This is a genomic window from Ochrobactrum chromiisoli (genome assembly GCF_026241335.1).
In the GTDB taxonomy this organism is placed as follows: domain Bacteria; phylum Pseudomonadota; class Alphaproteobacteria; order Rhizobiales; family Rhizobiaceae; genus Brucella; species Brucella chromiisoli.
Window position 1 is genome coordinate 98,481 of record NZ_JAPHAV010000002.1, and the last position, 22,374, is coordinate 120,854.

Here is a 22,374-nt window from a genome sequence, read left to right on the forward strand (position 1 = left end):
CTGATAGAATGTCAGTCACGAGCACCAACGACAAAAAGGCGGCGTCCACCGGGACAAAGCGCAAAACCAGCATCGTGCATTTGCTGCTCGAAGGCCGTGCGTTCTTTGCGTTGATTGCGATCATCGCAGCCTTCTCGTTCCTCTCGCCTTATTACTTTACCGTCAATAACTTCCTGATCATGTCGTCGCATGTGGCCATTTTTGGCCTTTTGGCGATTGGTATGCTGCTGGTTATCCTCAACGGCGGCATCGATCTTTCGGTCGGTTCCACATTGGGGCTTGCGGGCGTTGTTGCCGGCTTTCTCATGCAGGGCGTCAATATTCCTGAGCTGGGCGTGATCCTCTATTTCCCGGTCTGGGCGGTTGTTATCATTACCTGTGCACTGGGTGCATTTGTTGGTGCCATCAACGGGGTCCTGATCGCTTATCTACGCGTTCCGGCCTTCGTGGCGACGCTTGGTGTGCTTTATTGCGCACGCGGCGTAGCGCTTCTGATGACCAATGGTCTGACCTACAACAATCTCGGTGGCCGTCCTGAACTCGGCAATACCGGTTTTGACTGGCTTGGCTTCAACACGCTTTTTGGTGTGCCGATTGGCGTTCTGGTGCTTGCTGTTCTGGCAATCATCGTTGCAGTCGTGCTCAATCGCACCGCATTTGGCCGCTGGCTCTATGCTTCGGGTGGCAATGAACGTGCAGCCGAACTTTCGGGTGTTCCAGTCAAGCGCGTGCAGATTTCGGTCTATGTGATTTCGGGTATTTGTGCTGCAATCGCTGGTCTGGTTCTGTCTTCGCAGCTGACTTCGGCTGGTCCGACCGCAGGTACAACATACGAATTGACGGCAATCGCCGCAGTCGTGATCGGTGGCGCTGCGCTGACGGGTGGTCGCGGTACAATTCTGGGCACGCTTCTGGGTGCATTTGTTATCGGCTTCCTTTCCGATGGCCTCGTGATCATCGGTGTATCGTCCTACTGGCAGACTGTCTTTACCGGCGCGGTTATCGTGCTCGCGGTTCTGCTCAACAGCATTCAATATTCCCGACGTTGATGGTTACGGCTCCGTCCACCGTTCCGGGCGGAGCCGGTTCTTCGGGGGTAGCGAAAACTTTCCAAGACGGCGACCACATTTAAAAGTCTCGCCCATTGGAAGTGGTAACGCCGGGAAACCGGTATAACTCAATGATAATTGTTACGGGAGTGAGACATGTTTAAGAAGGGTATGCGCGTTCTGTTTGCTGCTGCTGCAGCATTGCCGCTAATCGCCAGCACCGCATGGGCTGAAGGTCTGATTTCAATCGTGGTCAACGATCCTTCGAACCCATACTGGTACACCGAAGGTGAAATCGCCAAGAAAACCGCTGAAGGCCTCGGCTATTCGGCTGTTGTTGGCGGCCACAAGGGTGACACCAACACCGAAAGCAACCTGATCGACACCGCAATTACCAACAAGTCTGTTGCGATCATTCTCGACCCGGCAAATGCTGATGGTTCGGTCGGTGCGGTCAAGCGCGCTGTTGCCGCTGGCATTCCAGTGTTTCTGGTAAACGCTGAAATCAACCAGGAAGGCTTGGCTAAAGCTCAGCTCGTTTCAAACAACGCACAGGGTGCAGCACTTGGTGCAACGCAGTGGGTTGAGAGCGTTGGTGAAGAAGGCAAGTATGTTGAGCTGTTCGGTTCGCCGTCAGACAACAATGCTGCCACGCGTTCGAACGGCTATGAAACAGTTCTTTCGCAGTATCCTGACCTCGTAAAGGTTGGTCAGGACGTTGCGAACTGGAACCGTACGCAGGGTCACGACAAGATGCAGGCTCTGCTTCAGGCAAACCCGGACATCATCGGCGTTATCTCGGGTAACGACGAAATGGCTCTTGGTGCAATCGCTGCTCTGAAAAAGGCTGGCAAGCTTGATCAGGTCAAGGTTGGTGGTTTCGACGGTTCGCCAGATGCCGTTGCTGCGATCAAGGCTGGTGAACTGCAGTACACCGTTCTGCAGCCAGTTGCGATCTTCTCGGAAGCTGCTGTCAAGCAGGCCGACAACTTCATCAAGACTGGCAAGACCGGCGTTGACCAGGAAAAGCAGCTTTTCGATTGCTTCCTGATCACCAAGGACAATGTTGACAAGTACACTGCTCCATTCGTTCTGGAACAGTAAGACCTACATGGATGGGGCGCGGGTTAAACCCCGCGCTCCTCTAAGTATTTTAGTACCGATGCTATGAATCGGGACCGGTCAATACATTGAGCGGGCTGGGGACGAGTGGTAAGCATGGTTACAAGCAACAAAGCAAGCATTGATAGCCTTCTGACTGAGCAGGTGCCGAATGACAGCAGGCACGCACGTCAGTTGGTTCGCCGCCAGCAAATTGCAGAATTGATTATGTCGGAAGGGTCGGTGCGGATTGAAGATCTGACCGAGCGTTTCGCAATCAGCCTTATGACCGCACATCGTGATGTGGACGAACTGGTCAGTCGCGGCCTGTTTCGTAAATCACGCGGTATCGTTTCCGCTGCACCCACAAGCCTCATTGAAGCAAGCGATCTTTATCGCGTCGCCCGTCAGTCTGAAGAGAAGAAACTGATCGCCGAAGCCGCGATGCAGTTTGTTGAGCCGGGTCAGGCCATTTTCTTTGACGACTCTACAACCGTTCTACAGATGGTGCCTTATCTGCCGGAAAAGGGGCCATTGACCGTTATCACCAATTCACTGATCCTGATGAACGAAGTGCGTGACATGAAAGATGTCACGCTGCTCGGTCTCGGCGGTCAGCTTTATAACTGGTGCAACGCCTTTGTTGGTGGGATGACGATTCATGAAATCCGCCGTCTGCGTGCGGATGTGGCTTTTATTTCGATTGCTGCAATTACCGATGATCTGCTGTTCCACCAATCACCGGAAATGATCGAAACAAAGCGCGCTATGCTTGAATGTGCGGCAAAGCGCGTGCTCTTGACCGATCACACGAAGTTCGAGCGCAGGGCGCTGCATAATTTTGGTGCATTGAAAGATTTCGATGTCGTTATCGTTGATGACAAGACATCGCTTGAACACATTGAGCGAATGCAATCGCAGAACATCAATGTGGTTATCGCCGGTTCTGGCGGAACGAAAGAATAAGCCGGAAGGCTTCAGAATTTAGCGCATATATATCAGGAAATACGATCCATGCCGTCTCTGTTGGGAATTGATAGCGGACTGACCGTCACCAAGGCCGTTATATTTGACGTTGATGGGACGACGCTTGCCGTCGCCCGTCGCCGTGTACCCCAATATTTTCCAAAACCGCGCCATGTTGAGCGTGACATGGACGAATTCTGGAATGCAACTGCGGATGCGATTGCCGAAGCGCTTTCAAAAAGCGGACGCCCTGCCTCTGACATCCTCGCTATTGCCACCACGGCCCATGGCGATGGCATCTACATGCTTGATAAGGACCAGCGTCCACTTGGCAAGGGCATTCTGTCGCTGGATAGCCGTGCCGTTGACGTGGCTGAGCGCTGGGTAAACAGCGCTGTTGCAGAGCAGTCAATTGCGATCACTGGTCAACTGCCACACGCGTCTGCTCCTTCCGCCATTCTGGCCTGGGTCAGGGAAAATGAGCCTGAACGTTACGCACGTATCGGCCATGTGATTGCATGCAAGGACTGGCTGCGTTTCTGCCTGACGGGTGAAGTCGGCACTGACCGCACTGAAGCATCGACGTCTTTTACCGATTACAAAACACAGGATTATTCGCAGGACGCGCTTAAACTTTTCGGCCTCGAAGCACTTTGGGATGCGCTGCCGCGCATGTCGCGTTCAGATGAAATCGTGGGTGGTGTTTCGCAAGGCTGCGCAAACCGTACCGGGCTTGTTGCTGGAACACCTGTTGTTGGCGGCCTGCATGATGTGACCGCTTCTGCGCTGGGTGTCGGTGGTCTCAAGATTGGTACAGTTGCAGTTGTCGCCGGGACCTACTCGATCAATGAAACGCTGTCGTCGAAGCCCAATATCGATAAGAGCTGGTTCTGCCGCAATGGGATTGCGCCGGGTGAGTGGAACAACATGTCCATTTCGCCTGCTTCGACCGCAAATTATGACTGGTTTCTTGACAAGCTCTGCCCGGCTGAACGTCGTGAAGCGGAAGAAACAGGACGCTCAATTCATGACATGCTGAGGCCAGAAATCGACGCAGCATTGGCTAAGCCTTCAACGGCTTTGTTCCACCCTTATCTGTTCGGATCACCTTACGGTGCGATGGCGAGCGGCGCGTTCTTTGGTCTGCGTGGCTGGCAGGAACGTGGCGATATGCTGCGTGCAGTCTGGGAAGGCATTGCTTTTAACCACCGCATCCATGTCGATCATTTGAAAGATGGTTTTGAAATCTCGAGCGCCCGTCTGACGGGCGGCGTGTCGCGCAGTCCTTCATTTGCGCAGATGTTTGCCAATGTGCTGGGTATGCCGGTCACTGTCACCGATACGGATGAAGCAGCAGCATGGGGGGCTGCACTTTGTGCAGGCAAGGGTGCAGGCGTTTTCGCCGACGTTTACAGCGATCCGCGCGATCTTGATGCGATTGGCCGGACCTATATCCCCGATGCTGCGCGCAGCGAACAATATGAAAAGCGCTATGCCTTGTTCAAGGAAATCGCATCCGCGATGGGGCCGATCTGGTCCAAAATTGATGCGCTTACAGATTAGAGCGCATCCCGAAAAGTGTAAAACGGTTTTCGGATAAAGATGCGCGTTAAGACAATGATTTAGAGCGCCGATCTGATTCAGTTAGATCGAAATGCGCTCTAAAAGACAGCGAAGACAGTGAAATGAACGATTTCGTAAACAGTGCCCAAATGAAGAACCGCATCAGCCAACTCGAAGCTGACGGTGTTGATGTGCTTATTCTGGGCGCGGGTATCAATGGCGCGGGGCTCTATCGCGACTTGAGTGAACAGGGCGTAAGCTGTTTCATCGTTGATAAGGGCGACTTTGGCTCCGGCACGAGTGCGGCCCCTTCGCGCCTTATTCACGGTGGCCTCAAATATCTTGAAACCGGTGAATTCGGTCTTGTGGCTCAATCAACCGTCGAGCGCAATATATTGCTCAAAAATGCGCCGCATAATGTCCGTCCGCTACCGACATTCATTCCGGTTTTCTCCTGGACGAAGGGCATCACCGCAGCACTTCGTACTCTGTTTGGCTCGACAACTGCGCCACGCAGTCGTGGTGCCGTGCTGATCAAAATCGGCCTTGGTCTTTACGATTATTTTGGTGCGCGCGAGCGCGTTATGCCAAAGCACAATTTTCTTTTGAAAAAGAGTGCTTTGAAAGAAATGCCTTATATGACGCCGTCAATCGTTGGCGGTGGCATTTATTATGACGCATGGGTCAGTAAGCCGGAACGTTTGGTTTATGAGCTGATCAGCGATGGTTTGAAGGCCAATTCGAAAAGTGCGGCAGCGAATTTCACGGCCATTGTTGCGGCCGCAGACGGCGCAGTGAGTTTTGAAGGGCCGGATGGCGCGCAATTCACGGTTAAGCCAAAAATCGTCATCAACGCGGCCGGTCCATGGATCGATCATGTTAATGCGGCGCTTGGTAAAGAAACCAAGATGATCGGCGGAACGAAGGGTTCGCATATCCTCGTTGACCACCCTGAACTGGTCAAAAGCCTAAAGGGTCGCATGATCTACTTTGAGGCGGATGATGGTCGTATCTGCCTTGTCTATGATTATCACGGTCTTGCGCTGGTCGGTTCAACGGATATTCCGGCAAACAACCCGGATGAGGTTTTCGCGGAAGACAAGGAAATCGATTACTTCATCGAGAGCCTGCGTTCGCTGCTGCCGAAGCTGAAATTCGATCGCAGCCAGATCGTCTATACCTATAGCGGCATTCGCCCGCTGCCTGCCTCCAATGCGTCGGAGCCGGGCCTTATCAGCCGTGACCACTCCGCACCGGTTATTGAGCCGGATGCAGGCCGTCCGTTTGCGATTATTTCGCTGGTCGGCGGCAAGTGGACGACGTTCCGCGGCTTTGCGGAAGAAGTGGCAGACACGGTGCTCAAGCGCTTTGGCCGCGAACGTCTCAAATCAACCAGAACTCTGACCATCGGCGGCGGCAAGGACTACCCGGCAGATGACCGTGCGCGCACCGCATGGGTGGCAAAATACGCCAAGGAAACCGGGCTTGCAGTCGAACGTGTCGAGACACTTTTGCAGCGTTATGGCACAACGGCATTGCCAATCATTCAGGACGAAGCCAAAGTTGGCGTTACGCTTTTGCCTGATACCGACAGTATCAGCCGTGCGGAAATTGCGTGGATCGCGCGTAATGAACTGGTTGTGCATCTCTCAGACGTTGTTCTGCGACGGACAACGCTGGCGATTGATGGCGCGCTGTCGAACGCCAATCTCGCAGCAATCGCCGATATTCTCAGTGTTGAGTTTGGTTGGGATGCTACGCGCAAGGCGCAGGAGCTTGAGCTTGTGATTGCCGAGCTCTCAAAGCGTCACGGGATGACGCTTGGCGAGCAGCCAGCAAAACGCCGTTAATTCAGAATAAAAAAAACGGGCCAACGGCCCGTTTTTTATTTGCTCAATGATTGCACGCCATAGGGTGCTAAAGTTATTGCCTCACCGCCTGCAATGACCACGGCCTGTTCATGGGATGTAATATTAACAAGCCAGACCTTATCTTCTACGGCAACCGCAAGAACGTCCGATGGACGTGAAGACTGGCACAATTGGAAGTTTTTCCCGGCAAGCTGCGAAAGCACTTTTACGGCGTTGAACAACGGACGCTTGTCACCCCTAGCTGTTGGCTCGTTGTCATCTGCAATAAGTCCGAACGGGCCGGTGAGGGCCGAAAGTGTCAGGCTGTCAAGGCCAGCATTCAGCACCGAAATGGCATAGGCCATTGCAAAACTTTCAGCGAATTTTCCATTATGGCGTGGGTCGCGATTGGCCATGGCAATGCGTTTACCATTCGGGTTGTCCATCGTTCTGCTGCCATAAGGGTTCTGGCGCATGGGGATGGTCGACGGCCCGATGCGATAGGGCTTGTCGCCGTAGATCGCCCGTACAGAACGGGTGATGAAAGGCAGTGCCTCCAATGTCTGCATGACGCTCAGATCGTCAGCGGCATGAACAATCGGATTGGTGCAATGGGTGACGAAATCAATCAGGTCGCCCGGAACGCGCTTGCGATTAAGCTCGGTGAAATAGCTCAGCATTCCGCCGCCAAGCTTCATATTCGGAAAAGCTGTTTTTGCTGCCGCATAAACATCTTCAAGTGGCGGGCAGGGTGGCCATTCGCTGCCGGGCGGCGTGGACTGCCGGTCTATCGCAGGTGAAACAATGACCGCATTCGGGTCAAAGCCAGCCGCTTCCATGTCAGAAGCAATTTGCTTCGTTTCATTTATAAGCGATTTCTCACAAGGCAATGCAATTTCAAGAGAAATTCGTCCTTGATAGCTTGCTGCCAGGGCTGCAAAATCCGCAAAAGCCGAGCCTTTATGACCTGCCAGCGGGTCGTAATGAAATAACAAATCCTGCGGGCCAGTTTCCTGCAACAGATCAATCGCGGCAAGGCTTGCTTTGGCTTCTTCCGGTGTGATGATAATACCGATATTCGGCATTTTGCCACTTGTGTCACCAAGCGTAATGCTCACCGGCTTGGCATACCGGGTGGTATTTGGTCTCGCTGTGCGCGTGTCAGTAATGTTGAGCACAATGCGCTGATGCTGGGGTTTTAAGGCTTCGATCTGATAAGGCCATGGCAAAGCAAGCGGACGCACATAGGTCTTATAAGATGCATCGGACCAGTTGCGCTGATCTTCCATCTCAAACGTATCGCCTTCCATGCGGCACTCGGCTGAAACGCCTGGCATGGCCTCATGGGTGATCGCACGCATATCCTTGAAAGGCTGCCATGGCTCAATCAGATCGGGTAGATGGGTTTTGTTGAGCGTACCATCGACATGCTCGACACTAATCGGCGAACCCGCAACGCCAACAATCGGATGCAGGATGCAAAAGCCGCAGCGATTGGTTTCAAAGCCTGTCATGCTATTGGTCAAAGCATCAAAAGCGAGCGTGCCGTCGTTCTCTGCCTGAATGCGAACATCAATGGTGAGCTGGGTCGCATCCGGCCCTTCGCAACGCGCCTGATAGGTGACGGTAAAGCCGGCTTCGGTCTGTTCGACGTTCAGATCGTGAATTACTGGACTGTAGGTTCCCCAGTCACGATCCCGCACCAGATAGGAGATGCTACGCAGAACTTCAACGCCATCATATTGAATGGTGCGAAGGTTGCCATCGCTTAGATCAACCTCAAGCAGGCCCGCTTTTAAACGCTTCGGCTTAGCTTCTGCTTCACGCGTACCATAGAGCAGAAAAGGATCGATGTTGCTCATTTGAGCAATGCCGTAATGTCGACGCGGTTGCCGCTCGCGGCACTTTCATAGGCGACTTCAACAAGCGCGAAAGTCTTGAGATTATCCGCGCCCGATGTGGAAGTTTCTTTGCCCGATGCGAGCTGCGCCACCCAATGCTGCTGAATAGCAAAAACGCTTTCCTGAATATTGTGCCATGGACGTGAGGCCCATGAAAGCAGCTTTGGCGAAACGTCGGAAACCGTGGTGCCGTTTGGCGTTATCACTTCAAGGCGGTAGCCGTGATAAAGCCGGATAGAGCCTTTCTCGCCATCAAGTTCAATAAGTGTTTCCGGGAATGGATCTGTCTCCAGCTTGGTGGCGTAGCTCACATCGACAATAGAGGTTGCACCATTTTCATGGTCCATGAGAATGGTTGCTACGTCTTCGCCTTTGATCTTGGGGTTGACGCGCTTGGTGCGTGCGACAAGGCTGGTCACATCGCCCAGAATAAAGCGTGCAATATCAAGCGTGTGAATGCCTAAATCTTCGATGATAAAGCGTTCGCCCTCTGCAAGATAAGGTTGGCCGGAAAACACGTCGAAGCCGGAGCGGAAGGAGAAACGTCCCCAGAAAGGCGTGCCGATAGCGCCGCTATCAAGCGCCTTGCGTACCGCCTGAATAGGCGTCTGCCAGCGGAAGTTTTCATGGACCATCAGCGGAATACCCGCTTCATCGCAGATCTTCACCATGGCCTTTGCATCATCGAGCGTTTTGGCAAAAGGTTTCTGGCAGATTGCGGGTACCTTGTGGGCCGCTGCAAGCTCCACAAGAGCGCGATGGCTTGAAACTGTGGTGGCGATGTCGACAAAGTCGATGCCGCCATCTGCAAACAGCGCCTGCGCATCCGTGTAGCGACGTTCGATGCCAAACTGGTCGCCGACAATCTTCAAACGCTCAGGATCGCGGTCGCAGATCGCCACGATTTTGGCACCCAAGACGTCATTCCATGCATGCATCTGGTTGATTGCGAAGAAGCCGCAGCCGATCAGAGCGCCATTCAATTCTGCCATTTACTGAACCTTTATCCTGCTTTTCGGGACATGCTCGTGTTCAATATTGGCGAAACTGCTGAAATTGCAAAATTTGCGCAATTTTCTGCATGTTTCCTCCCAAATCAAGCCTGTCTCCCAAACGGCTGAAAAAGGGAGGGCTAGCGCCCTCCCTCATAGTAATTACGTGATGCGACGGATGCTTTCTGCGATTTCTTCCGGCTCAAAAACGTTCTTCCAGTCGTCACGCATCAGCGCAGGAATACCGAATTCGATTGCCTTGTTGCAGGCATCGGAGAACACGCCCTGGACTTCGCCAAAGATGACGGCGCCAAGAACATTCATGTGGCCGAGCAGGAAGTCGCGCGCTGCTTCTTCAGGAACGCCGCGACGAACGCATTCGTCCATGGCCTGCTTCATCACAACCAGAAGCGATGCGCAAACGGTTTCCGAAAGACCTGGCTCGAGAATTGCAAGCTGCTCGACGGTGACGCGGTGCGAACGCATGACGGGTGCCCAGATGACCTTGGCGATTTCTTCACCCAGTGCATAAGCTTCTTCCGGGCCCTGCATCAGGGCTGAAACGATGTGCTGCTTGGCAAACAGACCGCCGAAGTGGTCTTTCTTTGCCTGCATGTCGGTTTCGTCGTTGAAGATTGGTGGATGGCAAGGATGGGTCACGAAATAGGTGAGGTCTGCGCGTTCCGGCAGGTGACCGGCAAATGGTGCGGCTGCATCGAGTGCAATAACCATCGTGCCGGGCTTGAGCTTGTCAACAATGCCTGCTGCAACTTTACCGATGATGGTATCTGGCACAGCCAGAATGACGACGTCTGCGCCTTCCAGACCTGCATCCGCATCAATGGTGTCGATGCCGAGTTCGTTTTTCAGGCGTTCCTTACCGGCGTCGCTGACTTCGATGTGACGAACGTCAAAGCGCGAACCTTTGAGGTTCTTGGCCAGACGGTAGCCCATCTTGCCGCCCGCTCCAAACAAAGCGATAGCTGTCATAATTGTATTTCCTTCCCGTAGTTTTGGTATCCAACTGGCATAACCAGTCAATGAGTCTTCCAGTTTCACGCGGTCAAGCCATCGCGAATCTGGCTGAAATATCCGTCAGAACCGACCTGACCGCCCTTGAGAGCAATCTGGAGGCCGTTGGTGGCGGCGTGAGCGCCGTGCGCCGTGCAAAGCGGCGACCCCGGTGTTTGTGGAAGCGGCAGAAGCGTGGTGAGTGCATCGACGTGCAATTCACGCAATGCGTGGCTGGACGTATCGCCGCCGGCAATGACCGCGCGGGTAAGCTGTTCGCGCTCGACAAGGCTGCGGAGGATGAAGCCGAGGCTGCGCGCCAGTTTGTGGCGGCTGCCTGCGATCTTGTCGATTTCTACACCGCGATCAGCCGAAGGGCCGAGCGCCGTGTTGAGGATCACGCTGTTGCCTTGCTTGAGCGCCTTCTGGCCTTCTGCAATGGCGGTTTCGATAGCCTGAGCACTGTTTTCGCCGATAATATCGAGCGGATTGAGATCAATGCCGGTAAAGCCGGAAGCGGTCGCGTGGCGGATCTGGCGCTCGGTGGTTGGTGACACGCTGCCTGAAACGACCGCAATGCGGTCCGCCTTTCCGGGAAGCGCAAACTCTTTCTTCGCACCGATCAGCCCGGCTTTGGCCCATGCAGTCAGAAGCGCATATTCAACGCCTGACGAGCCAGCAACAAACCAGCCCGCATCAGGACGCAAACGCCAAAGCTGTTCGCCCGCCTGCAACTGGCTTTCGTGGCTGTCGACGTCAAGCAGCAACATGCCGTCAGCATTTTTGGCAATCGCATCCAAGCGGTCATTCGCATCGGCGGCTGAAAGCGCTACGAGGTCCGCAAGCACGGTTTTTAGTGCTGTCTGCTGTGCCAGATGGACGCGTAGGTCCGCCTCGTGCATTGGCGTCACGGGATGACGGCTCATGACCGGATGGCGGTCTATACGGTAGGTTTCACCCTGATAGGCGGCAAAGAGATTGCCGAAAGCGGTATATCGCTTGAGCTGTGGTGCGCCGACTATCAGCGGCACATAAGCCTGATTAAAGATCGCTTTGCCGATTTCCACGGCCTTGCCGATATTGCCTACATGCGGTGCGGAATCGAATGTCGAGCAGACCTTGTAATGGGCAATCGCAGCATTCAGGCTTTTCAGCCAGTTGAATGCAGGCGTGAGATGTTCCTGCATCCATTCCGGCGTTTCGCTGCGGCTGGTGCCTGCAAGGCCGATGGCTTTGCAATGGGAAAAGCGTGACAGAAGCTTTTCATCCGGTACATTCATGAAAAGCACAGTGTCAACGCCGTTGGAAGCCATGGCTTCCATAACGTCGGTCGAGCCGGTGAGGTCGTCGCCATAATAGGACAGGAGAAGATTGTTCGTCATTATTCGCCTCCTTTCCCGAACTTATCGAGCGAGGCTGCAAGCTCAGGATGGTTCGTGGCATAGGTTTCAAGAGGGATGCCAGCGACTGCTGCTTCCCATGCCTGCTGCACGGCACGAACACCAGCTGCCGGGCCACCCGGATGACTGACAATGCCGCCGCCGCAAAGATAAAGAAGGTCCGTCGTGCGACCTGTGCGCTCATAGGTTTCAGGTGCCTGTCCGCCCCACTGGCCGGAACCTGCCACAGGCAGCGGGCAATCGGTCGGGTCGAACAGCGGCGTGCTGACAGCCTTGAACGAATTGACGAAGCTTTCGTCCGGCTCCCAGTATTTCACGCGGATGCCGTTGATCTGGAACTGATCGACGCCGAGCAGGCGCCAGAACTGCTGATAGACGCGGAAATCCATGCCAGTGCCGGGATTGCGGGTCAGGATGTCCCAGCCGTTACGGTGCGCATGTAGCACAAGACCGGAACGCTTGCGCAGGAAGCTCATGCCGCCAAAACCGACGGAGTTGATGTTGACAACCGCGCAATTACCGCCAGCCTCCAGCACCATGTCATGATTGCGCATCATCTCATCAGGATCGGCGTGTGAAATGCCGAAAGCATACATAACTTTCTTGCCGGTCTTCTGCTCGTGATTGAGAATAAGCGGCATGATCGCTGCAATGCGCTCTTTAAGTGGCGAATAGGCAGGGCTCATCAGCTTTTCATCATCCTTGATGAAATCGACGCCGGATTCGATCAGTTCACCGACGAGTTCTGCGGTCTCATGCGGACGCAGGCCGAGTGCTGGCTTAACGATAGTGCCAATGATTGGGCGCTTTTCAACGCCTGTCAGACGGCGGCTTCCGGCTATGCCGAATTGCGGGCCGGGATGCGCGCCCTTGAAAGCTTCCGGCAGCTTCATGTCGATCACGCGGATGCCGGTCATGCCCTTGATCGAGTAAACACCGCCAACGGCAATCGTCATCAGCGCTGCAAGGTCGGTGCCGATCGCATCGAGCGGAAAAGCAATGTCCACATCAGCACGCTTGATAGGGCCGTGTCCGGGTTCAAGCTCTGGCCAGGCTGGAACTGTTGCGTCTTCAAGGGGGCGGATTTCCAACACACGCGCTGCAACGCGGGCTTTTAATTCTTCCGTTTCACCGGGGAGGGCGACAAAAGTGCCGGTCGACTGATCGCTGGCGATTTTGGCGGCCATCTTTTCGATGCTGCCGGTTGTCTCAATGCGATAGGTCAGACAGATGTTCATCGGGTTCTTTGTCGCTCGCTGCTTTTTTGAAGCGCATCCCGAAAACCGTTTCACACTTTTCGGGATTCGCTCTCGTGTTCCACCCATGTCAGAAAGGCTCTGACATTTTATGTCGCGCATTCGCCGGAAAATTTCTCCTCACTTCCCAGGATGCGATTGAAGCACTTGGCTCCGATAGCGAACTGGTATAATGAGTATTCCAATATCTGCAAGTGGAAAATTGTTGGCCCATTGATGAGAATGTGGGTAACAACTTTCATCCCGTCGCTTGAAGATGCATAAGGGGGGAGAAAGCTCATGAACAGTGAGATGCCATGAACAAGCCCATAGAACCCATCGTTCGCCGCAAGTTATCTGACGAAGTTTTTGACCGGCTCGAAAACATGATTACGTCTGGCGAATTGACGCCCGGCGATGAAATGCCGTCTGAACGCGTGCTGATGGAGCGTTTTGGTGTGGGCCGCCCGGCGATCCGCGAGGCGATGCAGTCACTTGCCAAGATGGGGCTGGTCAGCATTTCGCATGGCGAGCGTGCAAAGGTGTTAAAGCTCACTGCGAGGTCTATCTTTCAGCAGGTTGATCCTACAGCGAAAATTATGCTCGCTCAATCGATTGATACGCTGGAGCATCTCAAGAGTGCGCGTATCTTTTTTGAACGCGGTATTGCCCGTGAAGCTGCCCTTAAAGCGAGCGATAAGGACATTGCCGATCTTCGTGCGATCGTCGAGCGGCAGCGGGAATCGTTGGGCGATGCGGATGCATTCATTTCAGCCGATATGGAGTTTCATATCCGTATTGCGAAAATATCCGGCAATCCGATTTTTGTAGCGGTGAGCGAGTCTATGCTGTCCTGGCTGCGCGAATATCACACTCATATGCTGATTTGGACGGGTAAGGAAAACTACACGCTGGTCGAGCATGAAGAAATTCTTGATAGTATCGCTAAACGAGACCCGGATGCTGCGGAAGGTGCCATGCTTCATCACCTTGAACGTTCGAGGGGCTTATATACAAAATAGTAAGCCGTTCTTCCAACACCGCTAAAATGCGTTTTCAGAAGAGCCCCGCGCATCTGGAAAAATGCACGGGGCTCTCGATGTTAGGCTCTGCCTGTGAGGGAAGCATTGAGCAGATCAAGCGCACCCTGCTTCGTGAGTTCAATCGGATTGCCGCCTGCTGTCGGATCGACAATGGCCATTTCTGCGATCAGTGTCTTGCGGCCTTCGTCCATTTCAAGACCCTTGATAAAATCCTGCAATGTGTCGGGAACACCGAGATCGCTGCGTAACTTCATGATTGCGTCAATGAACCCGTCAAATCCGCCTTTGATACCCAGATAATTTGCAAGCCGTTCAATGCGCTTTTCGATTGCAGCCCGGTTATGATACAGAACATAAGGCATGAAAACGGCGTTGGTCATGCCGTGATGTGTGTCGTAAAGCGCACCAATTGGATGGGATAGCGAGTGGATCGCGCCCAGCCCTTTTTGGAATGCGGTCGCCCCCATGGCGGCTGCCGCCATCAGATTGGCACGGGCTTCAATGTCAGAGCCATTGGCATAGGCCTTTGGCAGATTTTCAAATACCAGTCGGATACCTTCAACCGCAATGCCATCGGCCATGGGGTGAAAACCGGGCGCGCAATAGGCTTCCAGACAATGCGCAAGCGCATCCATGCCTGTGCCAACAGTGATGGAAGGCGGCATGCCGATTGAAAGCTCAGGATCGGCAATGACCGTCACGGGGAGCATTTTGGGGTGAAAAATAACTTTCTTGGTGTGGGTTGCTTCATTGGTCAGAACACCCGCGCGGCCCACTTCCGAGCCGGTTCCCGCCGTGGTCGGCACGGCAATAATCGGCGCAATTGCGCTGCTGTCAGCGCGGGTCCACCAGTCGCCAACATCTTCAAAGTCCCAGACAGGGCGCGTTTGACCTGCCTGAAAGGCTATGAGCTTCCCCAGATCAAGTGCGGAACCGCCACCAAATGCAATCACACCATCATGCTTGCCGTCATTAAAGACGTTGACGCCAGCATTGAGGTTGCTTTCAACCGGGTTGGGCTTCACATCGGAGAAGACGGCATATTTGACGCCTGCCTTATCAAGAATGGCAAGCGTGGAAGCAACCACGGGAAGTTTTGCAAGTCCTGGATCGGTGACAAATAGTGGGTGTTCGATACCGGCTGCTTTCAGCACGGCCGGCAGTTCCTTAATACGGCCCGGTCCAAAAAGCACGGTGGTCGGGAAATTCCATTTGGCAGTCAGATCGGTCATGTCGATGCTTTCCAGATATTTGAAACAGATCAGATTTTTTCACGCAGGTGGAAGGATTTTGGCCGTGTCAGGTTGCCATAACCGATAGGCGAAAGGGCAGCACCCTTGCCGGTATCCTTCACGCCGGTCCAAACCAATGCCGGATCAAGATAATCGCAGCGGTTCATGAAGACGGTACCAGTTTCGATGCGGTCGCCAAGTGCCGCTGCATGGTCGGTATCGCTTGTCCAGAGCGACGCGGTGAGGCCGTAAATGCTGTCATTCATCAGCGCGAGCGCTTCCTCATCATTGCGCACCTTCATGATGCCTACAATGGGGCCAAAGCTTTCTTCCCGCATGACGCTCATCTGGTGATCAACATGGGTGAGCACCTCCGGTGCAATATAAGGCGAACCGGCTGTGTCATTGTCGACCTTCATGTTGACATGAGCCTTCGCGCCTTTGCGCAGGGCTTCGGCTTTCTGCTCACGAATAAGATCGGCAAAACGGGCTTGTGCCATCGGTCCAAGCGTTGTTGCGGCATCCAGTGGATTGCCGACGACATATTGCTTTGTCAGATCGATGAAACCATCGACAAATCGGTCATAAACAGCTTCATGCACGTAGATACGTTCGATGCCACAGCAGCATTGACCGGAATTGAAAAAAGCACCATCGACCAGATTGGCAACAGCATGGTCGAGATTAACGTCGGGCAATACATAGGCGGGGTCTTTGCCGCCAAGCTCTAGTCCCAGCGTCATGAAAGTGCCAGCGGCTGCCTTTTCGATAGCCCGGCCACCGCCAACGGAGCCTGTAAAGTTGACATGGTCGATGGTGCCTGATGCCAGCAGTTTTTCTGTAGAGGCATGATCGAGAACGATATTCTGGAAAACGCCTTTTGGAATGCCGGCCTTCTCAAAGGCCTGCGCGAAGCGTTCGCCCGTCAGCAAAGTTTGCGTTGCATGTTTAAGCAGAACCGTGTTGCCTGCCATCAATGCCGGAATGATCGTATTGACGGCGGTGAGATAGGGATAGTTCCACGGCGCGATGACCATGACCACGCCCAGCGGAACATGCTTTACATAGCGGCGAAAGCCATCTTTTTGTGCAGGCACATAAGGTTTCAGCGCTTCTTCTGCAATGTCGATCATGTATTGGCCGCGTTCCTGAACGCCGCCATTTTCGCCGCCATAACGTGTGGGGCGCCCCATTTGCCAGGCAATTTCAGGAATGATTTCATCCTGCATTGCAGCCAGCGCATCCAGAGCTGCACGACAATAACCGGCCCGTTCTGCAATGTTTAAAGCTGCCCATTGGGGTTGCGCCTTGCGTGCCGCCGTGACTGCTGCATGGATCGCGGTGTCACTGGCATAGGCGCGCTCTGCATAAACCGAGCCATCGATAGGGGAGATAATTCTGGCCGTGCCGCTCATCGGGCAATTCCTTATGTAAGTTTAGTAGCGTTCGAAACCACGATGCAGTTCCCAGTCGGTTACGCGACGGTCATATTCAATCTGCTCCCAGTGGGCGGTGTGGACATAGTGATTGACCACTTTTTCACCGAGTGCTTCCTTGAGGAATGCCGAGTTCTTGAGGGCTTCTGCCGCTTCGCGCAGCGTGTATGGAATTTCCTTGAGTTTGACTGCGCTATAGGCATCGCCAACGAAAGGATCTTCCAGTTCCAGCGCTTCGTCGATGCCCTTTAAGCCTGCCGCAATGAGCGCTGCAAATGCAAGATAGGGGTTGAGATCAGCGCCGCCAATCCGACATTCGATGCGGATAGATTTGCTGCCTTCGCCACAAAGCCGGAAGCCTGCTGTGCGGTTATCCTGACTCCACATGATCTTTGTCGGCGCGAATGTGCCCGCCTGAAAGCGTTTATAAGAGTTAATATAAGGCGCCAGAAAATACGTATATTCAGCCGCATATTTAAGCTGGCCTGCCACCCATGAGCGCATCAGCGGTGTCATGGTGTGTGGTGCTTTGGGATCAAAAAACAATGGCTCCTTGCCATCCGCACTCCAGATAGAGTTGTGCACATGGCTTGAACTGCCAGCCTTGTCATAATCATATTTGGCCATGAAGGTGATGCACTTGCCATGGGCCTCGGCGATTTCCTTCATGGCGTTTTTCATGATGACATGACGGTCGGCCATTTCAAGTGCTTCCGCATAGCGAACGTTGAGTTCCTGCTGACCCGGCCCCCATTCACCTTTGGAGTTTTCAACCGGGATACCGGCAGCACCTAAATGATTGCGCATGGCGCGCAGAACCTGCTCTTCTTTGGTGGTCAGGTGGATCACATAATCCTGCACGTAGGGAGAGGCGGTTTCCATCTCCTGCCAATGTTTGGCGCGCGCGGTTTTATAGGTTTCATCAAAGAGATAGAATTCGAGTTCCGATGCGAAATAGGCGCGATAGCCGCGTTCATGCAGGCGGGCGAGCTGCTTTTTAAGAACCGCACGCGGTGAATGCGCAAGATCTTTGTGATCGTGATGATCAAGCACGTCACAAAGCACGATCGCGGTTTTTTCCAGCCATGGCGCAAGACGCAGGGTGGAGAGGTCTGGCTTCATCACGAAGTCGCCATAACCCTTGTCCCAACTTGCGGCTTCATAGCCCGGAACCGGCTCCATATCGATGTCATTGGCGAGCAGGTAATTGCAGCCATGCGTTTCATCATGGGCCGTTTCCACGAAGAATTCCGCATAAAAACGTTTGCCGATCAGGCGGCCCTGCATATCGACGAAGCAGGCGAGAACCGTATCAATTTCGTCATTTGCGACGGCTTTTTTTAATGTGTCGAAAGTTAGTTGTTCGGCCATTATGCTTCGCTCCTCACGGTATCACGCGCTCAATATCGCTAAAAATCGCAGCAAGTTGCTTAGCCCAGGTTTCCTGCGCTTCACGGGTGACGATTTCGTCGTTGCGTATCTCAATCATTGCACAGGGTGCATTGCGCGGTCGCGCATGTCGCTCAAGGGTGTAATAAACGCGATCGGCTGGTGAATAGGGTTCATTTACGCCGACGTTCAGCGCCTTGTTTTTCTTAAGTGCAGCAATCAAAGGCTCTGCAATGCGCGCATCCGCATCATGAATAATGCCAATCTGCCATGGGCGTGAGATGCCCTTATAGATTGGCGTGAAGGAGTGAATGGTGACGATCCACGATGGTAGTCCACGTGTGGCACGTGCATGGATGACTTCTTCAATACAGCGGTGAAAAGGCCTGTGCGACAGGTCAATTCGTGCTGTGCGTTCAAGGGAATTGAGATCATGATTGCCGGGGATGACCGTCGTTTCGCTGATTTCAGGAATAAGATCGCGCGCTTCAAGTGGACGATTGCAATCAATCAGCAGGCGTGAATAGGTCGCCTCTATCAAAGGGGCATCAAGCTGTTGACTAAGATGGCGTGCAACCGCCACAGCACCCGGATCCCAAGCAATGTGTGCGTTTAACGATTGAGGGTCGAGGCCAAGCCCATCAAAGTGCTCAGGCATGAAATTGGATGCATGTTCGCAAACGAAAACATAGGGACTTCCCCCCGCTTCGTTGACGACCAGAACCGGCTTTAGGGCCGGGTCCTGATGATCTCGCTGGTCGGCCATTCTCTCTATTCCCCTGCGCTGTAACTTTTGTTACGTTTTTAAAAATATGCGCTATTGCGGAATATTTGATACGTCGTAAGATGCTTTGTCAAACATAATTTTGTGCGAAATTGAAAAGAGCTGCGGGAATGGAAATTGCCACATCGATGGGGGCCAGCATCGCGGAGTTGCTGAACGAACGGCTCGAAAGCATGCCCGCCGGAGAGCGCAGTGCCGCGCAAACTCTGATTGCCAATTATCCCATGCTGGGGCTGAAAACAGTGGCAGAATTTTCAGCACAGGCAGGCGTCAGTTCTCCGACCATTCTGCGGTTTGTAAACAGGCTCGGCTTTCAAAGTTATTCGGAGTTTCAGGCGCATTTGCAAAATGAGCTTGCTGCACAGTTGCAATCGCCGCATCATCGCAACGAAAAGCCTGACAAGGCAACGGATACGGCCTATCCGGCAGTGGAATATACACTTGATAATATTCGGGAAAGTTTTCGGCATCTGGGCGACAAGCAATTGCAGCAGATCGTTGCTGCTCTGAGCAATTCCAAGGGAAACGCTTATCTGATCGGCGGGCGTTTCACAGATCCGATAGCACAATATATGACAGCGCATATGTCGATTATCCGGCCGCATGTTTTCCATCTGGGTGGACAGGAAAGCATGTGGCGTGATCGGCTGCTGGATATGGGAAAACGCGATGTTCTTGTTGTCTTTGACATTCGCCGTTATCAGGAAAGCTTGTTAAGCCTTGCGGAAAAAGCGCGTGGGCGAGGGGTTGAGATTATTTTGATAACCGATCAGTGGTTGTCACCGATTGCCCGTGTTGCCCGGCATGTCTTGGCGGGACGGATTGCGGTGCCTTCGGCATGGGATTCATCAGCGTCGATTTTCGTTCTTGCGGAAACCATTATTCGCGAAATGACGCGCGCTTTAGAGCATGACAGTGCCGCGCGCATCGCTGAGCTGGAAGCACTCAGATGAGCGCATCACCAAATTAGCCGTGGCCAGAAGCATTTCCTGTTTTGATTGAATCCTTGGAAATGCTCTATTTCCCAGCTTTCGGTGCTTTAAAGACAGGAAACGGATACGTTTTGCCGAGAACGATGCCTGCTTTTTGCAGCACGTCTTCGGGTGCCGCATAAGGCTTATGGATCCAACGCTCCGGCAGGGTTGCAATTTCTGGCACCCATTCGCGTACATAAGCGCCTTCGCTGTCAAACTTGTCGCCTTGCAGAACTGGGTTGAAAACGCGAAAATAGGGGGCTGCATCCATGCCGCAACCTGCCACCCATTGCCAGCTTCCCGGATTGCTGGCGATGTCGGCATCAACCAGCGTGTTCCAGAACCATTTTTCGCCTTCGCGCCAGTCGATCTGCATGTTCTTGCTTAAGACAGAGGCGACGAGCATACGCACGCGGTTATGCATCCACCCGGTTGCCCAAAGCTGACGCATGCCTGCGTCAATCATTGGCACGCCAGTATTGCCCTTTGTCCAAGCCTCAAACAATGCCGGATCATGTTTCCATTCGATATCTGCAAGCGTGTTGCGCATATCGTTTTCGGCAATATCCGGGCGAAAGTAGAGCTGATGATAATGAAAATCGCGCCAGATGAGTTCGGACAGGAATTTCTCGCCGCCGGTCTGGGTATCCGGGTTCTCATCCATCAACGATAGTGTTGCATGCCATGCCTGACGCGGACTAATCTCGCCAAAGCGAAGATGAGGCGAGAGCTTGGAAGTGCCTTCAACATTGGGGCGGTCACGATCGCCCGCATAATTGCGGATGGTCTTATCAAAGAAATGGTAGAGCTGATTGATGGCTGCGGCCTCGCCAATTTCCCACAGACCCTCCATTTTCTTCGACCAGAAAGGCTGTCTGAAAGGCGCTCTTTCCGGTTTATCTCGCAGCGTGGACGGTACAGCTTTCCAGTCAGACGATGAAATGGGGCGGGTTACGCCTTGCTGGCGCAGGGTCTTTGCGTAAGGCGTGAAGACTTGATACGGGCCGCCGCTGCCTGTTTTGATCTCCCATGGCTCGGACAGAAGATTGCCCGCAAAAGAGGCAACGTTCAGCCCTTTGTCTTTCAGAGCTGTTTTGACATGAGCATCCACGTCACGTTCTTGCGGGGCATAGCGCCGGTTCCAGAAAACAGCATTAAACCCATTTTTTTCGACGAGCTGTTCAATGATTTTCAGTGCGTCGCCATGCATAACAATCAGTTCGACATTGCGCGCATGGAGGCTTTTCTCAAGCGAATTCAGGCTCTGTTCCAGCCACCAGAGCACAGCGCCGCCGGGCGCGCGCAATTGGGGATTGATTTCATGAACATAAAGCGCGGTTATACTACCGCCGAGTTTGACGGCTGCATCAAGTGCCGGATTGTCCGCAAGGCGCAGGTCATTCCGCAACCAGACAAGTGCATTTGCATTCATTGAATAATCCTTGCCTGACGGGCTTGAGAAGATTGAGCATGGGCTGCTTTGATTGTATATGCCAGTTTCTTCACTTGCAGGTTCGTGATTTACGACTCCGGCTTTCTGGGACCGGGAAAAAACGCATTGACGCGGCGTTGCAGTGCGCGGAATTTTTCTCCGCGTGATTTGATCATGTGGTCTTCAAGCGGTGGAATTCCCGATACGTGGACCAGCAGCCAGTACATCTGGATGGGGGCGAGCAGCGATAGCCAGCTCCATGGTGATGCGGTGATTGCCATGAACGGCCATGCGCACCAGAAAAGCCATTCGAAGAAATAGTTTGGATGGCGCGAATAGGCCCAAAACCCGGTCTCGCAGATTTCGGTTTTGGCGGCAGGCGTTTTGCGAAACTGCGCAAGTTGTGCGTCTGACAGCGCTTCGCCCGTGATCGCGATTGCGATAAGTGCGACAGCAATCATATCGATGAAATGCGGGAATTCAGGGCGGCTAACAGTGGCAAGGTAGACTGAAAGAACCAGAATAAACGCTGCCAAAGCCTGTATCTGCAAAAACCAGAACAGACGTTTTGGTGCGCTATCGCCCCATTCCTTCATCAGCTTTGCATAACGCGGGTCTTTGCCGTGGGACATGCTTCGCTGTCCAATATGCAAGGCAAGCCGTAGCGACCATGCAAGGATGAGGATCAGGATCGCTGAACGGCGCGGCCAAGAGGTGTCGGCCAGAAGTACGGCGACCATCGCGCCCAGACCAACCGAAAGCGACCATATTGCATCGATCCAGCCGCTTTTGCCGGTTTTTCTCTCCAGCGCCCATGCAAAGCTCATGAGGAGAGACAGAAAGATAGCAACAATCAAAAGAAGGCCGATTTGCATGGCGCACCCTGGGTCAGAATGACGATTTATACCATGCAATACGTTTGGTCCCGCTGTTTGGTTTCCTAAGCCGTTTAAAAAAACCAAGAAAGTTTCAGCATCCGTTGAACCAATCGTCTTCTCAAAACGTAAGATAGAGAA

Annotated in this window: 18 protein-coding genes; 7 read left to right on the forward strand and 11 right to left on the reverse strand. The window is 53.4% G+C overall.

The genetic code is table 11. The features are described from left to right. The first annotated feature begins 8 nt into the window (after nt 1–8). From OPR82_RS07205 to OPR82_RS07225, 5 genes are all read left to right on the forward strand, one after another. Nucleotides 9–1,049 carry an ABC transporter permease gene (locus tag OPR82_RS07205; protein WP_187547098.1) on the forward strand — a complete coding sequence of 347 codons (1,041 nt, stop codon included), beginning with the start codon at nt 9–11 and terminating at the stop codon, nt 1,047–1,049. Nucleotides 1,050–1,205: 156 nt separating this feature from the next. Continuing rightward, nucleotides 1,206–2,153 (forward strand): D-ribose ABC transporter substrate-binding protein, encoded by a 948-nt coding sequence (locus tag OPR82_RS07210; protein ID WP_265983988.1) that lies wholly within the window; start codon nt 1,206–1,208, stop codon nt 2,151–2,153. Between the two features lie 114 nt (nt 2,154–2,267). Further along, entirely contained in the window at nt 2,268–3,116 is an 849-nt protein-coding gene (locus tag OPR82_RS07215; RefSeq protein WP_265983989.1) for a DeoR/GlpR family DNA-binding transcription regulator, read from the forward strand. 48 nt (nt 3,117–3,164) lie between these two features. Beyond that, nucleotides 3,165–4,679, forward strand: coding sequence for an FGGY-family carbohydrate kinase (locus OPR82_RS07220; RefSeq protein ID WP_265983990.1), 1,515 nt, complete (start codon nt 3,165–3,167; stop codon nt 4,677–4,679). A 122-nt stretch (nt 4,680–4,801) separates the two neighbouring features. Further along, on the forward strand, nt 4,802–6,529 hold the full coding sequence (locus tag OPR82_RS07225; RefSeq protein ID WP_407673233.1) for a glycerol-3-phosphate dehydrogenase/oxidase: 1,728 nt from the start codon (nt 4,802–4,804) through the stop codon (nt 6,527–6,529). Between the two features lie 35 nt (nt 6,530–6,564). On the opposite strand, the gene apnL is transcribed toward OPR82_RS07225, so the two are convergent. The 5 genes from apnL to oiaX all read right to left on the reverse strand — a co-directional run bounded on the left by apnL (nt 6,565) and on the right by oiaX (nt 13,071). Continuing rightward, the gene (gene apnL, locus OPR82_RS07230) at nt 6,565–8,391 is read right to left on the reverse strand and encodes a D-apionate lactonase (protein WP_265983991.1); all 1,827 of its coding nucleotides are present in this window, start codon (nt 8,389–8,391) and stop codon (nt 6,565–6,567) included. Continuing rightward, nucleotides 8,388–9,422 (reverse strand): Gfo/Idh/MocA family protein, encoded by a 1,035-nt coding sequence (locus OPR82_RS07235; protein ID WP_265983992.1) that lies wholly within the window; start codon nt 9,420–9,422, stop codon nt 8,388–8,390. The genes apnL and OPR82_RS07235 overlap by 4 nt, the downstream gene beginning before the upstream one ends. A gap of 162 nt (nt 9,423–9,584) precedes the next feature. Further along, nucleotides 9,585–10,412, reverse strand: a complete 828-nt coding sequence (locus OPR82_RS07240) for a phosphogluconate dehydrogenase C-terminal domain-containing protein (RefSeq protein ID WP_265983993.1) — start codon at nt 10,410–10,412, stop codon at nt 9,585–9,587. A gap of 65 nt (nt 10,413–10,477) precedes the next feature. After that, the gene (locus tag OPR82_RS07245) at nt 10,478–11,815 is read right to left on the reverse strand and encodes a four-carbon acid sugar kinase family protein (protein ID WP_265983994.1); all 1,338 of its coding nucleotides are present in this window, start codon (nt 11,813–11,815) and stop codon (nt 10,478–10,480) included. Next, complete coding sequence (gene oiaX, locus OPR82_RS07250; RefSeq protein WP_265983995.1) at nt 11,815–13,071, reverse strand: 3-oxo-isoapionate-4-phosphate decarboxylase OiaX; 1,257 nt, start codon at nt 13,069–13,071, stop codon at nt 11,815–11,817. The genes OPR82_RS07245 and oiaX overlap by 1 nt, the downstream gene beginning before the upstream one ends. 314 nt (nt 13,072–13,385) lie before the next feature. Here oiaX and OPR82_RS07255 point away from each other — a divergent pair, with 314 nt between their 5' ends. Next, the gene (locus tag OPR82_RS07255) at nt 13,386–14,090 is read left to right on the forward strand and encodes a transcriptional regulator NanR (protein WP_265983996.1); all 705 of its coding nucleotides are present in this window, start codon (nt 13,386–13,388) and stop codon (nt 14,088–14,090) included. A gap of 80 nt (nt 14,091–14,170) precedes the next feature. Here the strand turns inward: OPR82_RS07255 and OPR82_RS07260 are convergent, their stop codons facing one another. From OPR82_RS07260 to OPR82_RS07275, 4 genes are read right to left on the reverse strand one after another with little or no spacing between them, the layout of a single operon-like run. Further along, complete coding sequence (locus OPR82_RS07260) at nt 14,171–15,343, reverse strand: iron-containing alcohol dehydrogenase (RefSeq protein WP_265983997.1); 1,173 nt, start codon at nt 15,341–15,343, stop codon at nt 14,171–14,173. 29 nt (nt 15,344–15,372) lie between these two features. Next, nucleotides 15,373–16,758 carry an aldehyde dehydrogenase family protein gene (locus OPR82_RS07265; protein WP_265983998.1) on the reverse strand — a complete coding sequence of 462 codons (1,386 nt, stop codon included), beginning with the start codon at nt 16,756–16,758 and terminating at the stop codon, nt 15,373–15,375. A 21-nt stretch (nt 16,759–16,779) separates the two neighbouring features. Continuing rightward, nucleotides 16,780–18,150 carry a glutamine synthetase family protein gene (locus tag OPR82_RS07270; RefSeq protein ID WP_265983999.1) on the reverse strand — a complete coding sequence of 457 codons (1,371 nt, stop codon included), beginning with the start codon at nt 18,148–18,150 and terminating at the stop codon, nt 16,780–16,782. Nucleotides 18,151–18,163: 13 nt separating this feature from the next. Next, nucleotides 18,164–18,934, reverse strand: a complete 771-nt coding sequence (locus OPR82_RS07275; RefSeq protein WP_265984000.1) for an N-formylglutamate amidohydrolase — start codon at nt 18,932–18,934, stop codon at nt 18,164–18,166. Between the two features lie 128 nt (nt 18,935–19,062). Here OPR82_RS07275 and OPR82_RS07280 point away from each other — a divergent pair, with 128 nt between their 5' ends. Then, nucleotides 19,063–19,905: a MurR/RpiR family transcriptional regulator gene (locus OPR82_RS07280; RefSeq protein ID WP_265984001.1), complete on the forward strand. Its 843-nt coding sequence runs from the start codon at nt 19,063–19,065 to the stop codon at nt 19,903–19,905. Nucleotides 19,906–19,969: 64 nt separating this feature from the next. Here the strand turns inward: OPR82_RS07280 and OPR82_RS07285 are convergent, their stop codons facing one another. Both OPR82_RS07285 and OPR82_RS07290 read right to left on the reverse strand, forming a co-directional pair. Further along, on the reverse strand, nt 19,970–21,358 hold the full coding sequence (locus OPR82_RS07285) for a cryptochrome/photolyase family protein (protein ID WP_265984002.1): 1,389 nt from the start codon (nt 21,356–21,358) through the stop codon (nt 19,970–19,972). Between the two features lie 89 nt (nt 21,359–21,447). Beyond that, complete coding sequence (locus OPR82_RS07290) at nt 21,448–22,233, reverse strand: DUF1295 domain-containing protein (protein WP_265984003.1); 786 nt, start codon at nt 22,231–22,233, stop codon at nt 21,448–21,450. Nucleotides 22,234–22,374: the final 141 nt, after the last annotated feature.

Excerpts from the sequence above, each read along its gene's own strand:
- OPR82_RS07205 (WP_187547098.1), top strand. The coding sequence starts at position 9 with ATGTCAGTCACGAGCACCAACGACAAAAAGGCGGCGTCCACCGGGACA.
- OPR82_RS07210 (WP_265983988.1), top strand. The coding sequence starts at position 1,206 with ATGTTTAAGAAGGGTATGCGCGTTCTGTTTGCTGCTGCTGCAGCATTG.
- OPR82_RS07215 (WP_265983989.1), top strand. The coding sequence starts at position 2,268 with ATGGTTACAAGCAACAAAGCAAGCATTGATAGCCTTCTGACTGAGCAG.
- OPR82_RS07220 (WP_265983990.1), top strand. The coding sequence starts at position 3,165 with ATGCCGTCTCTGTTGGGAATTGATAGCGGACTGACCGTCACCAAGGCC.
- OPR82_RS07225 (WP_407673233.1), top strand. The coding sequence starts at position 4,802 with ATGAACGATTTCGTAAACAGTGCCCAAATGAAGAACCGCATCAGCCAA.
- apnL (WP_265983991.1), bottom strand. The coding sequence starts at position 8,391 with ATGAGCAACATCGATCCTTTTCTGCTCTATGGTACGCGTGAAGCAGAA.
- OPR82_RS07235 (WP_265983992.1), bottom strand. The coding sequence starts at position 9,422 with ATGGCAGAATTGAATGGCGCTCTGATCGGCTGCGGCTTCTTCGCAATC.
- OPR82_RS07240 (WP_265983993.1), bottom strand. The coding sequence starts at position 10,412 with ATGACAGCTATCGCTTTGTTTGGAGCGGGCGGCAAGATGGGCTACCGT.
- OPR82_RS07245 (WP_265983994.1), bottom strand. The coding sequence starts at position 11,815 with ATGACGAACAATCTTCTCCTGTCCTATTATGGCGACGACCTCACCGGC.
- oiaX (WP_265983995.1), bottom strand. The coding sequence starts at position 13,071 with ATGAACATCTGTCTGACCTATCGCATTGAGACAACCGGCAGCATCGAA.
- OPR82_RS07255 (WP_265983996.1), top strand. The coding sequence starts at position 13,386 with ATGAACAAGCCCATAGAACCCATCGTTCGCCGCAAGTTATCTGACGAA.
- OPR82_RS07260 (WP_265983997.1), bottom strand. The coding sequence starts at position 15,343 with ATGACCGATCTGACTGCCAAATGGAATTTCCCGACCACCGTGCTTTTT.
- OPR82_RS07265 (WP_265983998.1), bottom strand. The coding sequence starts at position 16,758 with ATGAGCGGCACGGCCAGAATTATCTCCCCTATCGATGGCTCGGTTTAT.
- OPR82_RS07270 (WP_265983999.1), bottom strand. The coding sequence starts at position 18,150 with ATGGCCGAACAACTAACTTTCGACACATTAAAAAAAGCCGTCGCAAAT.
- OPR82_RS07275 (WP_265984000.1), bottom strand. The coding sequence starts at position 18,934 with ATGGCCGACCAGCGAGATCATCAGGACCCGGCCCTAAAGCCGGTTCTG.
- OPR82_RS07280 (WP_265984001.1), top strand. The coding sequence starts at position 19,063 with ATGGAAATTGCCACATCGATGGGGGCCAGCATCGCGGAGTTGCTGAAC.
- OPR82_RS07285 (WP_265984002.1), bottom strand. The coding sequence starts at position 21,358 with ATGAATGCAAATGCACTTGTCTGGTTGCGGAATGACCTGCGCCTTGCG.
- OPR82_RS07290 (WP_265984003.1), bottom strand. The coding sequence starts at position 22,233 with ATGCAAATCGGCCTTCTTTTGATTGTTGCTATCTTTCTGTCTCTCCTC.